Below are 13,584 nucleotides of genomic sequence, written 5' to 3' on the forward strand. Positions count from 1 at the left end.
TAATGAAATTAAAAATTAATAAAATTCTTTTCGCTTCAATTCCTTCTATAATAGGAACAAGTTTAGTTGTAAGTTGCAATAATAAACAAGCAGAATTAAAATTTAGAGAATCAAATAAATTGGAATTATTTGAAGAATATAGAAAAATTTTCAAAGAGTATTATTTTAATGGAAATGAAGAAAATTTAAATAAATATATTTTAGAACAAAAAAACTTAGATTCTTTTTATAAAGATGAAGTAAATGCTTCATTAATAATTACTCCCCCTTTTGCCCCAAATGTAAAAAAAGGAACACCTTTAGCTCAAAAGTCAATTAAAACCATAAATGAAGCATTAAAAAATAATTCACTTTGATTCTTATTAAATTTAAATAATTTTCAATTTGTATATAACTCATATGGAGATGAATTTAGCGCAAACCAATATAGCGCCCCTAAAAATGTTGAAAAAGATTTTAGCGGAAAAATGAAGAACCCAGGTATTATTATTAAAAAAATTATTAATTTACCTAGTTCAATAATCACAAAAGAATTTGATCAATTACCAGAATATAGTTATAAAAATAAAAAATTACATTATTTAGTTTTTGAAAATAATGTAATACCTATTTTTACAGCTCAAAAAATAGATAACAACGAAAATATATTTTTTATTTTACCAACAGTAATTACTTTTTCAACATTAGTTGATTTTAACGACTCATTAGAAAAATTACATCTAGGACTAGTAAGCCAAAGAAAAGAAATAGTAAATCAATATATCAAAACTTATGGTGATCCAGAAAATGAAGAAAAATTAAAAAAAGATAAGAATGATTCAAATTTTTTTAGTTTATATGTTAAACATAATTATCAATTAGCTCTTAAAAATATTTTAGAACAATCAAATGGACAAATTACAAAGTATACATGAGGTTTTATAAATGAAGAATAAGAAGTTTTATTTTTTATTAAGTACATCAATATTACCTATATCAACAATATCTTGTGTTTATTCTAAAAATCAGACTAATTATAGTTCATTGGTTGACCATACTTTTGATGTTTCAAATTCAAAAGTGTCAAATGAGAAAAAAACTCATAATAGTATAATAGAAAAACTTTTAAACGCTGTATTTAAACAAAATCAAGCAAGAAAAGTTGAATATTTAGAATCACAAAAAAACACTATTGAAATTGAAAAATCATTTAATGATTTGAAAAATGAAATAAATAATGAATTATCAGAAAAAAATGAAATCCAGACATTAATAAACAAAATACCAGAATTAAGACAAGCTGCGCAAAGAGAAAAAGAATTTAATAACAATCCACAAAAAGCTGAAGAAATTAACAAACAAATAAAAGAATATTTAGCAAGAATTAAAGAATTCAATAACAAAGCCAAAAGTTTTTTAGATAAAAAACTTCAAAGTTTAATAAATAAAAATTGATTTTATTTTTTAAATAATTTAAATAATTTTGAATTTAATTTTATAGATTTCTTAACAATAAATTTAGGAACAAAAGCACAAGAACAACCAGAGTCATATAAAAAATATCTTGAGAATATTAATAAACTTCCGCCCTATAAATCTTTTCAATTTAAAGATTCTTTATTACAAAGTATTTTTGTAGGTGAAGAAACAAAGGAATTAGGCAATATAACTATTTTTTATATCAAAAAAGATAAAATGGTAATTAGACTTGCGGTAGAAAACACTGATTCAGATGAACCTAATATAAATGTTAATCCGTTTCAATGATATTTTGGTTCTTCATTAAACAAAAGTATTTCACTTCAATTAGTTTCTAGAACTTATCATACCGGTTTTATTCATCAATTTACAAGTGGAATGGAAGAATTTGCTCAAGATATGATAATAAATCAAAGATATAAGGAACCAGGGAATATGTACGCATTATTAAATAAGGAAATTCCAAATGAAAAAAATAGTTAAATATTTATCTCCCTTATCAATATTACCGACTATTTTAGTGGCTTCTCAATGTTCTGATATTAAAACAGCAGATATACATAAAGAAGAACAAAAAATAATTAATAATGTTGAAAACTTTCAAAATTTTATAAATCAAAAAGGAATACAAGCTTTACTAAAATTAGCTTTTCCTGATGAAAAACAAAGAAATGAATATATAAAATATACAAGTAACATACCTGATAGCTATGCAAATAAAGTTAGCATGTTTTTGAGATACGGAAATGTAATTTTAGCCCCAAATATAGTTGATTTTTTGGGTAAAAGAGCGTATCCAGCACAGTTTTCTAGCAAGGAAATAACAAATCTTGAAAGAAAAAACTGATTATGATATCTTTTTAATTTAAATAATTTTACATTTATGCAATATAAAGATTCTTCTGATTCAGACTATTTTAATGATGTTTCTAAAAATAATATTTCTTTTGAAGAAAGTGTAAGACTTTACAAGTTATTTTATAAACCTTCAAGCAATAGAATAGTTAATTATACAATAGTTGAAACAGCAAATAGCGAAGAAGATGATGAAAGACTTTTGAATTTCATATTTTTAAATGAAGATGGATATATTATTCAAGTTAAACTTGAAACAACATATAATAGTCAAAGTAATTTTAATATAAAAGTTAATACTCATATTCATACATTTCCTGATTTGGTAACTAAAAAGGTATCATTAAAAGAATTTGATTTAAATAAATTTGCTAGAGCTATATCACATTTTAATGGTTTAACTGAAAAACAATCTAATAGTAGAGAAATACTTTTTAGTGATGAATATGGTGGCGCTAAATTGGCTTATATACCTGTTAATTTTAACAACAATAATGCTGTTATAACAACTATTCCTGAGGCTGAATTAAAAAGATTAGAAGAAGAATTAAATATCTATAAAAATGCTATAAATGAAAAAATTCAAGCTTTAGAATGATTGATAAATAAAGAAAAATATGAAATTGATTTAAATAATGCAGATGAAAAATCTAGTGTAGATGAAATATTAAAATCGGCTATAAATCAAAATAACGAAGATAAAATTATTTTAGAAGAATTAAAAAAACAAATTCAAATAGAAATACAAAATTTAGATTCTATTAGGGATAATTTAACAGAATCTGAATATAACTCATTTAAAGAAAAATTCGAATTAGTTAAAAAACCAAACGATATGAGAATTATCAAAAATGAGTTAAGAGACTTGCTAAAAAGAAAAGAAGATCTTAAAAAATATATACCCCAAATTGAAGCATTAGAAAATCTTTCTAGAGAAAGAAAAGATTATTATATAGCCAAGTTAAATGATCCAGATGAATGACCTGAAGATGTTGTTGAAGAAGCAACTGAAGAAAATGAAAACGGGCAGTCTAATCCTGAAGAAGAATAATAAAAAAGCGTTATATTAACGCTTTTTTAAAATTTATTTTAAGTTGAAAGGCTACAGGTATATATAAAATTAATATTACGGCTATAAATAAGGTATATATGATAAAAGATAACTGAATTTTATTTGCATAAATATTAAATCATGCGTTTATAAGACTTAAAATCATAACTATGCTCAATATGGAAATTAAACTTATTAAATTTCTTTTTTCTCTTTTTGTATCTAAATTATGAAGTGAAAGTTTATTAATAAAAAACAAAGGTAATAAACTTTTTAAAAAACCATTATCATTAGTGATTAAAATTGCAAACTGACTGACTCATATTATCAAAAATGATAAAAATATTAAAACGAAAGAAGTTAAGTAAGAAACTTTTCAATCAATAATACTTTTTATACTTTGAGGGGTATTTTCTTCATAAAGTTTAGAATTGTAATTATTTGTCCACGCAATGAATATACCTATAAATAGTATTGTTGTAATAAATAAAATTAAAAGTAAAATATTAAAACTCAAAAATATTTTTTTATTATTCATCAACACCTCTTTTTCAAAATAAATATTTATCTTGCAATTTAATTTTATGTTATTTCTTCACTAACTTAAAATAAAAAAATACGGAAACTATTTTTCCATATTTTTTCCACTAATTTTTATTTAAATATTTTCTTCTATAACGAGCTGATTTTTTGTAATAATGAATAGCTAGAGTTTGACCAATTGTTCAAAGACCTGATATTATTCAATAAACTTGAACACCAGCTGCGAAAATAAATGTTATAAAGAAGAAAACAACAGACATAATTGTTTGTGTTCTATTTGATTTTTTAAGTGCTTTTGCTTCTTCAGGTGTTGTACGTTCTTTGAATTTCTTCATATTAAGAAGTTTAGGTAAAAATTGAGATATACCTTGTACAATACCTACAACTATCAATATTCCTAAATATTGTCATTCTTGTTCAAAGAATAAACGTCTTCAAGAAGTTTGTGAGAATGAAATAGATAAGAATGTTGTAGATTTCATTTCAGGAAGCCCTTGAATAACCCTTCATATAGCAAAGAAGAATGGAAGCGAAATAATCAATGTTGCGAATGTATCTAACGGATTAATTCCGTTTTTCTTATACAATTCTGAAATTTCTTGTTGATGTCTTGCTTTCATTTGTTTATTGTCTTTAAAATCAATATATTTAGCATCAATTTTTGCTTTTTTAGATTTTAATTCTTCTTGTTTAGATTGGTTTATTGTTTGTTTTCAAGTGACAGCTAACATTAAACCACGAAGAATGATTGTTATTATTAAAATAGCCAAAATCGTTCCTCAACCTGATAAAGGTGTTATACCTACTGTTAATCAGCTTGAAACATATGCTAATGGATAAACAAACAATCCATAAAATGGCCCAAGTTTTCAAGAAGTTGCTCAACTATCAATAATTCTTTGAGGCATTTCACCCTGAAATGGCATTTCGATAAATGATTTAGCTGTATTAAGTGTATATTTTGAATTCGGAGCATCTACACTAATTGAGTCAACAGATGTTAATTTTTCGTTTAAAGCCTTAATTTGCGCCTCTAAACTTTCTTTTTCTTTTTCATCTGATGAATTATTAAATTTTTCTACTGTTTTTTTTAAAGCAAGTAGATCAACTTCTCGTTGAGCATTAACTCTATTTGTAGAAGAGAAATTTAATATATTTGCATATTTTGAAATATTAAGTGTATAACTTCTAATAGCTAAAAATTGTTCGCCTGATAAAGAAACATCACCAGGATTATTTTTAATTTGTTCTACAAGTTTTTTAGATCATTCTCCATAACTTGAGTAGTTTGTAGTTCTTAAAACTCTAGAGTAAAAATTATTTGTATTTGTAGCTTCAACATCAAATGTATTTAAAGCTAACGCTTCTAAATAATCTCTTCTTAAAGCACCTATCCCGTAAGGATCTTGAATCACTTCAGATGTATTCGGATCTTTATAAGTGCTTGAGTTCTCAATAACAAATGTAGATAATTCTTTTTCAAAATCTAATCTAACTTCTGATTTATTACCTTGATTTGAAATTTTTACATTTTCAATAAAATGACCCTTTTGTAAGTCTTTTTCATTATAAGTGCCGGCTAAAAGACTTGCGTTATTAGGATTCAATCTTAAAACAAAAGTTTGACCATTATTATCTGTTTTAAAATATTCATTAAAGTTAAATGAGGGATCGATAAACTCTCATGAATTATATTTACTAAAAATACTTCTGTATTTATAATTTTCAAAATCTGATAAAACTCCAGATTCTTTTTGTCTTTCAGGATCAATACCTATTGTAGCAAAAAGATATTTACCATTATTTAAATAAAGTTCAGTATTATTAACTGCTTTATTATTTAAATCTACAAATCTAACAGCTGTATTGTAATTTAAATATGATCCGTATTTTCCTTTTGCTTGTTCAGTTTGTTCTCTTAATTTTTCAAGTATATCTTTTGAATTTTCATAAGATAAATGGTAGTTAACTGTTTGATCTTCAACTAATCCTAAAAATTCACCGCTTTTAACAAAATCCTTTGCATAATTAAAAACAGGATCATTTTTTTCAGGTTCCACTGATTCATTTGAAAAATCATTTTGTTGCTTAAAAGTAGTAACATGTGGACTTACTCTGTTATGACTAGTGTAGAATTCTATACCATTACCGGTATAGTTTGAAGATGAAATAACGAAACTTTGGATACACCCTGTAAGTGTAAAACCAAAAATTAATACATAAATAACTATTTTTATTCAAAATCAAACACGTTTAAAAACGCTAGCTTTTTTATTTTTTTGACGGTCTTTATCTGAAAAATAGTTAAAATTTTCTGATCTACGATCTTTCATTATTTGTTACTCAATTTATTAAAAAGTTTTTTTATAGCATCAGCTTTAATGATGAATTTTTCATTTAAAAATTCTTTTCTAAGTATTAAAACCATATTAAATTTCAAATGATAAACATTCAATTCGTGAACAATGTGTTTAAGTTGTCTTTTATAAAAATTTCTATAATAGGCATTACAAAATTTTTTTGGTATTGTTATGCCTATTTTAAAATCACTTGATGATTTGTAATATAAAACAAGATATTTATTAACAAGTTGTTTTTTTTGTTTTATTATTTCATCAAATTCTCAACTTTTTTGTAAACGATATTTTTTCTTCATAATAAACTTATGCAAAACCTTTTAATATTTTTTTATTTATCATCTGATACAGTTAATCTTGATCTACCTTTAGCTCTTCTAGCAGCTAAAACTTTTCTTCCGTTTTCTGTGGCCATTCTTGCACGGAAACCATGTACTTTAGCTCTTTGTCTTTTTTTAGGTTGATATGTTCTTGTACTCATATTTCCTCCAATTTATTTAATATTAAATATATTTACAAATTATAAACTAAAAATCTCCTTTTCTTTAGAAAATAATTTCTTAATATTTTAATTATTTGTAATATGATTTAATTATTAAAAATAGACTTATTATAAAATAAACAGTTTTTTTATAATATTTACTAAAATACCTATAAAAAAGGAGTGTTATGCTAAATTTAAAATTAGTTTTAGAAAAAACAGAAGAAATAAGAAAAGCATTAAAAAATAAAAAGGCAGATTTATCATTGTTTGATAATTTAGTTGAAGTAGCGAATACAAGAGGAAAAGTTATGTATGAAGCTCAACAAAAAAGAGCTGAATTATCAAATTTTAGTAAGTTGTTTGCACAAAATAAAAACGATAAAGATAAATTATCTGAATTAAAAAAACAAGCTGATGTGATAAAAAAACAAGCATTAGAATTAGAATCTAAGGCGAGCGAAATAGAACAAAAAGTAAGTCAATTATTATTTCAAATTCCAAATATACCTCTTGAAAGCGTTCCATTAGGAAATGACGACAATGACAATGTTGTGATAGCTACTCATGACAACTTAGGCAGAGGTTTAATATCTAATGTATTACCTCACTATGAGGTTGCTAAAAATTTAAATATTTTAGATCTTGAAAGAGCAGTTAAATTATCAGGTTCTCGTTTTGTAGTATATAAAGGAATGGGGGCTAAATTAGCGCGCGCTTTAATGAATTTTATGCTTGACTTACATGAAAAAAACAATTATGAAGAGTATGCGGTTCCTGTTTTAGTAAAACCTGAAATACTTTTTGGTACAGGACAATTACCTAAATTTAAAGATGATTTATTCGAATTACCAAAAGAAAGTCTTTATTTAATTCCAACAGCAGAGGTTCCTTTAACAAATTTATATAATAATGAAATAATTGATTTAAAAACACCTATAAGACTAACTGGATTTACAGAATGTTTTAGAAGTGAAGCTGGATCAGGTGGCAAAGATATGAAAGGTATTATAAGAAACCACCAATTTAAAAAAGTAGAATTAGTTAAAATAACAAATGAAAAAGATTGAAAAAAAGAATTGGACCAAATGCTTGATCAAGCTAAATTAGTTTTAGAAGAACTTGAATTACCATATAGAGAATTACAATTGTGTACTGGTGATTTAGGATTTTCATCTAGAACAACAGTTGATTTAGAAGTTTGATTACCTTCAGAAATAAAATATAGAGAAATAAGCTCAGTTTCTTATATGGGAGATTTTCAAGCTAGAAGAGCAATGATAAGATATCGTGATGAACAAGATAATGTTCAATATGCTCATACAATGAATGGATCAGGATTAGCCATAGACCGCTTAATAGCAGCGCTTTTAGAAAATTATCAAAATCCTGATGGGACAGTATCAATACCAAAAAAACTACAACCTTATATGGGTATTGACAAAATAGAAAGAATTTAAAAAAACAGCCATCGGCTGTTTTATTATTTTTCTTGACTTTTTAAAACACTATAACTGAAATCAGTAGGTACTTTTTTACCAAAATATTCAATTTCTACAATAGCCTTTTCTGAAGAATTACTAAATTCGATTACAACACCGCTTGTTCCTTTGAAAGGACCATCAATTATTTCTACTATCTCACCAATTGTGAACTTATCATTTGTTTTTCCATCTTCAAAGTCTTTAAAATATTCTTGTTCTTTTGCAGTTGCTTTTTTAATTTGACTTTCTGATACAGGAGTAGGTTTAGAACCCTTACCAGATGAACCTATAAGACCGGTTACATATTGCGTATTACGAATAACAAATCAAGCTTTATCAGTCATATCCATTTTTATAAAAATATAACCGCTATAAACATTTACATATTTCACCTTATAAGGCTCACCTAAATCTTTTTTTCTTTCTCTTTTTGAGTTAGTGTTGGCTTTTTAAAAATTTTGAATGCACCATCTGGTGTAGCAAAGTGATCGAAACAATCTTCAACTTGTTCACTAACAATACGATTTTTTAATGATTCAACAACTTGTTCTTCTTTACCTGAAACAGTACTAATCATGTATCATAAAAAATTATTATTCTTTTTATTACTTTCCATTTTTCACTCCTATATATTAATTTGTGTTTATTCCTATTCCTTTAAAAAAGTATGTGATTAAAGCCGTAAATCCAAAAATAAACAATGTAACTAAAACTGCAAAAACAATTGTTTGAGTGAATGAAACTCAATTTTGTTTTGCTGTAGGCCATTTAACTCTCTTCATTTCTTTTACAAAATGTCTGATTAAATATTTCTTCGGTTTATTCTTTTTATTATTTTCCATGTTTACCTACTTTTCTTCTTTGTGTTGTGTATGTTCTTTACATTTAGGGCAATATTTTTTAATAATAATTCTATTAGAAATACTAGCCATACTTTTATTTGTTGTGTAATTCATTGATTGACATTGCTCACAACATAATGAAACTTTTCTTTTAAGCATATTTTTATTATATTAAAATATTAAAAAAAATACCTAAATTACATTAATTTAAGAATTTATAGTTTAATTATATATTAAAATTTTAAAAAAATAAGTCGTTTGAACGACTTACATTTGATGTGGTGCAGAAACCTCTAATAATTTTAGTCCGTTTTCTAAAACAATATTTACTGCTTTTACTAATGCTAATTTACTTGATTCTTCATTATGACCAATTATTTTTTCAGAATTTGAATATCATGAGTTAAATTCTTTCGCCACTTTTATTAAATATTGTGTTAATAAATGTGTTAAATATTTCTCTGCTGATTTTTTGATTATTTCTGGGAACTCTAAAAGTGTAGAAACAAGTTTTTGATCGTTTTCATCAGTATAGCTAGTAGCAATAATTTCATTTTCCTTTAAATTTGTTTTATTTAATAATGTTCAAGCTCTTGCGTTTGCATATTGAACTAAAATAACAGGGTTATCATTGTTTTTACTTGTTGCAATGTCAATGTCAAAATCAAGTTTTGAATTATATGTTCTATCCAAAAGAATAAATCTTGCTGAATCTTTTCCTACTAAATCAACAAATTCTTTTAAATAGAAACTAGTTCCACGTCTTTTTGACATTTTAAATTCTTCGCCATTTTTTACCAATCTAACTAATTGCATGCATAATACAATTAGGTTATCACTCTTCATTCCTAAGTCTTTCATTGCACATTCCATTCTCTTAATATATCCAGAATGATCTGCTCCTCAAACATTCATAATAATTGGGTTTTTGCCAGTTTTGTTAAATTTAATTCTGTGATATGCTATGTCTGGCAAGAAGTAGGTAAAATCTCCATCGCTTTTAATTAAAACACGATCTTTATCATCGCCGTGAATAGTAGTTTTCAATCAAGTTGCACCATCTTTTTGGTATGCATTTTTAAGCTCTTTTACAGTTGCATAAATTTTTTCTGCATTGTTATCATATAAACTTTTTTCACTATAAAATACGTCAAATCAAACACCAAAATCTTTAAGTGTTTTCTTAATAACTGTTAAATATAATTCAACTGATTCTTTTTTAAAAAAATCTAATAATTCACCCTCTAATTTTTGATCTTTAAATTTATCACCATATTTTTTAAAAAATTCTTTAGCGCCTCAAACAATATCTGAACCTTTATATGATTCTTCAGGTAATTCAAAATCAGGATTAAAAATTTGTTGATATCTAGCAAAAACGCTTTCTGCAAGCATATTAATTTGATTACCTGCATCATTAATATAATATTCACGTGTAACATTCATACCAGCGAATTCAACAATATTAGCAATTGTGCTACCAATAGCTGCGTTTCTTGCGTGACCAACATGTAAATAACCTGTTGGGTTAGCTGAAACAAATTCTATGTTTATATCACCTTTAAGATTTCCTTTACCGTAATTCTCACCCTTTTTAATAATTTCATTTACAGCATCTATAAAAGAACCTTCAGCAATGTTAAAATTAATAAAACCAGGTCCTGCAATTTCAATTGAAGAAAGGCCAAATTTATTTTTATCTATTTTACTTACAATTAATTTTGCTAATTCTAAAGGATTTCTTTTATTTCCCATAGCCATATTAGTTGTTAGATCAGCATGACCTTTTGGTTCAATTAGTAAAATTTCCTTTTCTATATTTAATTCATTTGCAATTGTTTTTAATTCATTTAATAATAAATCTTTCAAAATAAGTTTATTCATAGTGATTATATTATAATCAATGCAAAAATTAATTGTAATGATTTCCATAAAAAGCTTGAATTTTTCGTTCTAAAACAATTTTTAAATTATTAATTTTATTTGTTGTAATTAACTTATTTATAGGATTTTCGCTATAACTAATAATGTCTAATATTTTTCTTTCTTTTTTATTCAATGAACTAATAAATTTTTCATAATCTAATTTATCAATGTTTTCACTATGAATTTTATTCATATCTTCATCTGGAACAATGCTTTGATATACAGTATTATCTGCAATAAAATGAAAAGCTCTTTTCTTACAATTTCAGTATTTTCAAAGTGAATATGTAAAATTTTTAAGTGCGCCTTTTATATAATTTATAAATGAAGAATTTGTATCTCCTCTATAAGCTCTAGAAATTTTAATTATTTGTTGCATAAATTCGTTTAAAATATCTATTTTTTCTAAAGTAACTATTTTATAGTCATTAATAAAAAATGATAGTTCTTTGTACAAACAGTCAAAATATAAAAAATAGACTGTATGTAAAATTTCACTATCATTCATATTAGAAATTAATTCTATTAATTCTTTTGATTTATTTTCTGCTAATTTTTTAAATTTGTTAATTAAACTAAATCTCATTTTTGTTTTTTATTAATTCAAATATTAAAATCCCAGTGGCAACTGATACGTTTAAAGATTGTACAGAACCAAATTGAGGTATATAAACTGTTTGATCAGCAATATTTAAAACAGATTTTGAAGCTCCTGTTTCTTCGTTTCCTACAACCATAGCTGTTGGCTTATTGTATTCAATTTTATTATAAGCTTGTGAATTTTTATCTAAAGCTGAAACATAAATTCAAAAACCTCATTTTTTTAATTTATCAATTGTAGCTGATATGCTATTAACTTTTATAATTTTCATTCCAATAAAACCGCCAGAACTTATTTTAAGAACTGTTGGTGTTATATCTGCTGCCCTATCTTTTGGTATAACTATATGATTTATACCTGCAGCATTAGCTGTTCGTAGGATAGCACCAAAATTATGTGTATCTTGAATATGATCAAGAATTAAAATATTTTCAGGCTTATCTTTTTTAATAGTTTCTAAGTCATAAATTGGAAAATCTTTTAAGAAAGCAATATATCCTTGGTGATTTTCGTTTTGAAAATCTTTAAAAAATATTTGATCTTTCAAAGAAGTTTTAATATTTGAAGAAATCTCCTTTATCTTTTGTTCGTGTGAGTTTGAAATAACATAAATAACATCAATAATGTTTCTATTATTTTTTATTGCATCAATTACAGTGTTTTTTCCACACAAATATAATTTTTTCATATTTAAAACCTCATTTTTTATATTTTTTTCCATTGTTTATAATAAATCATTTTTAATTAAAATATCTCTTATTTTATCTGCATTTATGTAATCTTTTTTATCTATAAAATAGTTTCATTCGTTATATAAATCAATATACTTTTTATATTTATTTATATCTGTTAATTCTGGGTGGATAACTTTTAATATAAAATATATATTTTTTGCATTAATGATGCTCTTAGATCTATTAAATTCTTTTATTTCTTCATTTAATAAATAATTAAAATTAGAAAATTCACCCTCTGATATCATTGTTAAAATTTCTTTAATTTTATCATTTATTTTAGTGTCTAATTCGTCAATAAAAAAAGAAGTAAAAAATTTAAATAATAATTTTTTATATTTTTTTTCTATTGAAATCATGTTATCTATTAATTCTTGAGTTAAATTTATATGAGCTGTAAATTTACTACTTAAAATAATTATTTTAAATAAACTGGCGCCATATTTTTCAATAAAATCAAAAGCAGATATTATATTTCCTAAAGATTTAGACATTTTAATTCCATTTAAATTTATTTGACCAGTTCTAAGTCAATTTTTAGCTAAATTTTTGCCAAAAAGAGAAAAGTGTTGTATATTTTCATTCTCATGATGAGGAAATGTTAAATCCATTCCACCGCCATGCACATCAACTCCTTCTTTACCAAAGTGCTTATCAATTAAAGCAACGCATTCAGTATGTCATCCAGGTCTTCCATGACCAAAAATAGAATCAAATTTTATTCCTTTAGTTGTAATTTTTCAAAGAGCAAAATCGGCTTCGTATTGTTTATCTTGATTTTGTTCTTCAAACTCCATATTATCTAATTTTTGATTAGATACAACTCCATAGTTTTCTTTATTTTTATTCACATCGAATCAAACATTACCAATATTATCTTTATAAGCATTTTTAGAAGTATAAAGTTTATTGATGTAATCTTTAATTAATTCTATATTATCTGTAACTTTTTCAATGTTTGATATGGTATCAACATTCATTTTGTTTAATAATTGTAGGTATTTTTGATAATATAATTCACTAATTTCTTGTTCTGTTTTATTTTCTTCTATTGCTTTGTTAATTATTTTGTCATCAACATCAGTTATATTGTGTATAAATTTAAATTTTTTTCCTAAGGCTCTATAAGCCTTTAACATTAGATCAAAAGTAACGATGGGTCTAAGATTGCCTATATGTGGATCATTATAAACAGTAGGCCCGCAAACATATATTTTTTTCATAAATTTATTATATTAAAAATATTTATATA

The 13,584-nt window shown here is 24.6% G+C and carries 14 protein-coding genes and 1 pseudogene; 4 read left to right on the forward strand and 11 right to left on the reverse strand.

Annotated elements, in window-relative coordinates; genetic code table 4:
• The first annotated feature begins 2 nt into the window (after positions 1–2).
• From EXC47_RS02700 to EXC47_RS02710, 3 genes are read left to right on the forward strand one after another with little or no spacing between them, the layout of a single operon-like run.
• Positions 3–935 carry an aromatic motif membrane protein gene (locus EXC47_RS02700; RefSeq protein WP_129646898.1) on the forward strand — a complete coding sequence of 311 codons (933 nt, stop codon included), beginning with the start codon at positions 3–5 and terminating at the stop codon, positions 933–935.
• The gene (locus tag EXC47_RS02705) at positions 925–1,941 is read left to right on the forward strand and encodes an aromatic motif membrane protein (RefSeq protein WP_129646900.1); all 1,017 of its coding nucleotides are present in this window, start codon (positions 925–927) and stop codon (positions 1,939–1,941) included. Before EXC47_RS02700 ends, EXC47_RS02705 begins: the two co-directional genes overlap by 11 nt.
• Complete coding sequence (locus tag EXC47_RS02710) at positions 1,925–3,364, forward strand: aromatic motif membrane protein (protein WP_129646902.1); 1,440 nt, start codon at positions 1,925–1,927, stop codon at positions 3,362–3,364. Before EXC47_RS02705 ends, EXC47_RS02710 begins: the two co-directional genes overlap by 17 nt.
• Before the next feature lie 10 nt (positions 3,365–3,374).
• On the opposite strand, the gene EXC47_RS02715 is transcribed toward EXC47_RS02710, so the two are convergent.
• From EXC47_RS02715 to rpmH, 4 genes are all read right to left on the reverse strand, one after another.
• Entirely contained in the window at positions 3,375–3,902 is a 528-nt protein-coding gene (locus EXC47_RS02715) for a hypothetical protein (RefSeq protein WP_129646904.1), read from the reverse strand.
• 109 nt (positions 3,903–4,011) lie between these two features.
• Entirely contained in the window at positions 4,012–6,240 is a 2,229-nt protein-coding gene (gene yidC / locus EXC47_RS02720; RefSeq protein WP_129646906.1) for a membrane protein insertase YidC, read from the reverse strand.
• Entirely contained in the window at positions 6,240–6,563 is a 324-nt protein-coding gene (gene rnpA / locus EXC47_RS02725) for a ribonuclease P protein component (protein ID WP_129646908.1), read from the reverse strand. The genes yidC and rnpA overlap by 1 nt, the downstream gene beginning before the upstream one ends.
• Before the next feature lie 32 nt (positions 6,564–6,595).
• Positions 6,596–6,745 carry a 50S ribosomal protein L34 gene (gene rpmH / locus EXC47_RS02730; RefSeq protein ID WP_129646910.1) on the reverse strand — a complete coding sequence of 50 codons (150 nt, stop codon included), beginning with the start codon at positions 6,743–6,745 and terminating at the stop codon, positions 6,596–6,598.
• 188 nt (positions 6,746–6,933) lie between these two features.
• Here rpmH and serS point away from each other — a divergent pair, with 188 nt between their 5' ends.
• Complete coding sequence (gene serS / locus EXC47_RS02735; protein WP_129646912.1) at positions 6,934–8,205, forward strand: serine--tRNA ligase; 1,272 nt, start codon at positions 6,934–6,936, stop codon at positions 8,203–8,205.
• A gap of 23 nt (positions 8,206–8,228) precedes the next feature.
• Here serS and nusG read toward each other — a convergent pair.
• The 7 genes and pseudogenes from nusG to EXC47_RS02770 form a co-directional block, all read right to left on the reverse strand.
• Positions 8,229–8,845: pseudogene (nusG, locus tag EXC47_RS04035) on the reverse strand (transcription termination/antitermination protein NusG).
• 16 nt (positions 8,846–8,861) lie between these two features.
• Positions 8,862–9,071, reverse strand: coding sequence for a preprotein translocase subunit SecE (gene secE, locus EXC47_RS02745; RefSeq protein WP_129646914.1), 210 nt, complete (start codon positions 9,069–9,071; stop codon positions 8,862–8,864).
• A 6-nt stretch (positions 9,072–9,077) separates the two neighbouring features.
• Positions 9,078–9,230, reverse strand: coding sequence for a 50S ribosomal protein L33 (gene rpmG, locus EXC47_RS02750; protein WP_129646916.1), 153 nt, complete (start codon positions 9,228–9,230; stop codon positions 9,078–9,080).
• 108 nt (positions 9,231–9,338) lie between these two features.
• Complete coding sequence (gene argS / locus EXC47_RS02755) at positions 9,339–10,955, reverse strand: arginine--tRNA ligase (protein ID WP_129646918.1); 1,617 nt, start codon at positions 10,953–10,955, stop codon at positions 9,339–9,341.
• Positions 10,956–10,983: 28 nt separating this feature from the next.
• Positions 10,984–11,583 carry a hypothetical protein gene (locus tag EXC47_RS02760; protein ID WP_129646920.1) on the reverse strand — a complete coding sequence of 200 codons (600 nt, stop codon included), beginning with the start codon at positions 11,581–11,583 and terminating at the stop codon, positions 10,984–10,986.
• Complete coding sequence (gene rlmB, locus EXC47_RS02765; protein ID WP_129646922.1) at positions 11,573–12,286, reverse strand: 23S rRNA (guanosine(2251)-2'-O)-methyltransferase RlmB; 714 nt, start codon at positions 12,284–12,286, stop codon at positions 11,573–11,575. Before rlmB ends, EXC47_RS02760 begins: the two co-directional genes overlap by 11 nt.
• Positions 12,287–12,322: 36 nt before the next feature.
• Complete coding sequence (locus EXC47_RS02770; protein ID WP_129646924.1) at positions 12,323–13,555, reverse strand: class I tRNA ligase family protein; 1,233 nt, start codon at positions 13,553–13,555, stop codon at positions 12,323–12,325.
• Between the last annotated feature and the right edge of the window lie 29 nt (positions 13,556–13,584).

It is taken from the genome of Mycoplasmopsis maculosa (assembly GCF_900660665.1).
GTDB classification, from domain to species: Bacteria; Bacillota_I; Bacilli_A; order Mycoplasmatales; family Metamycoplasmataceae; genus Mycoplasmopsis; species Mycoplasmopsis maculosa.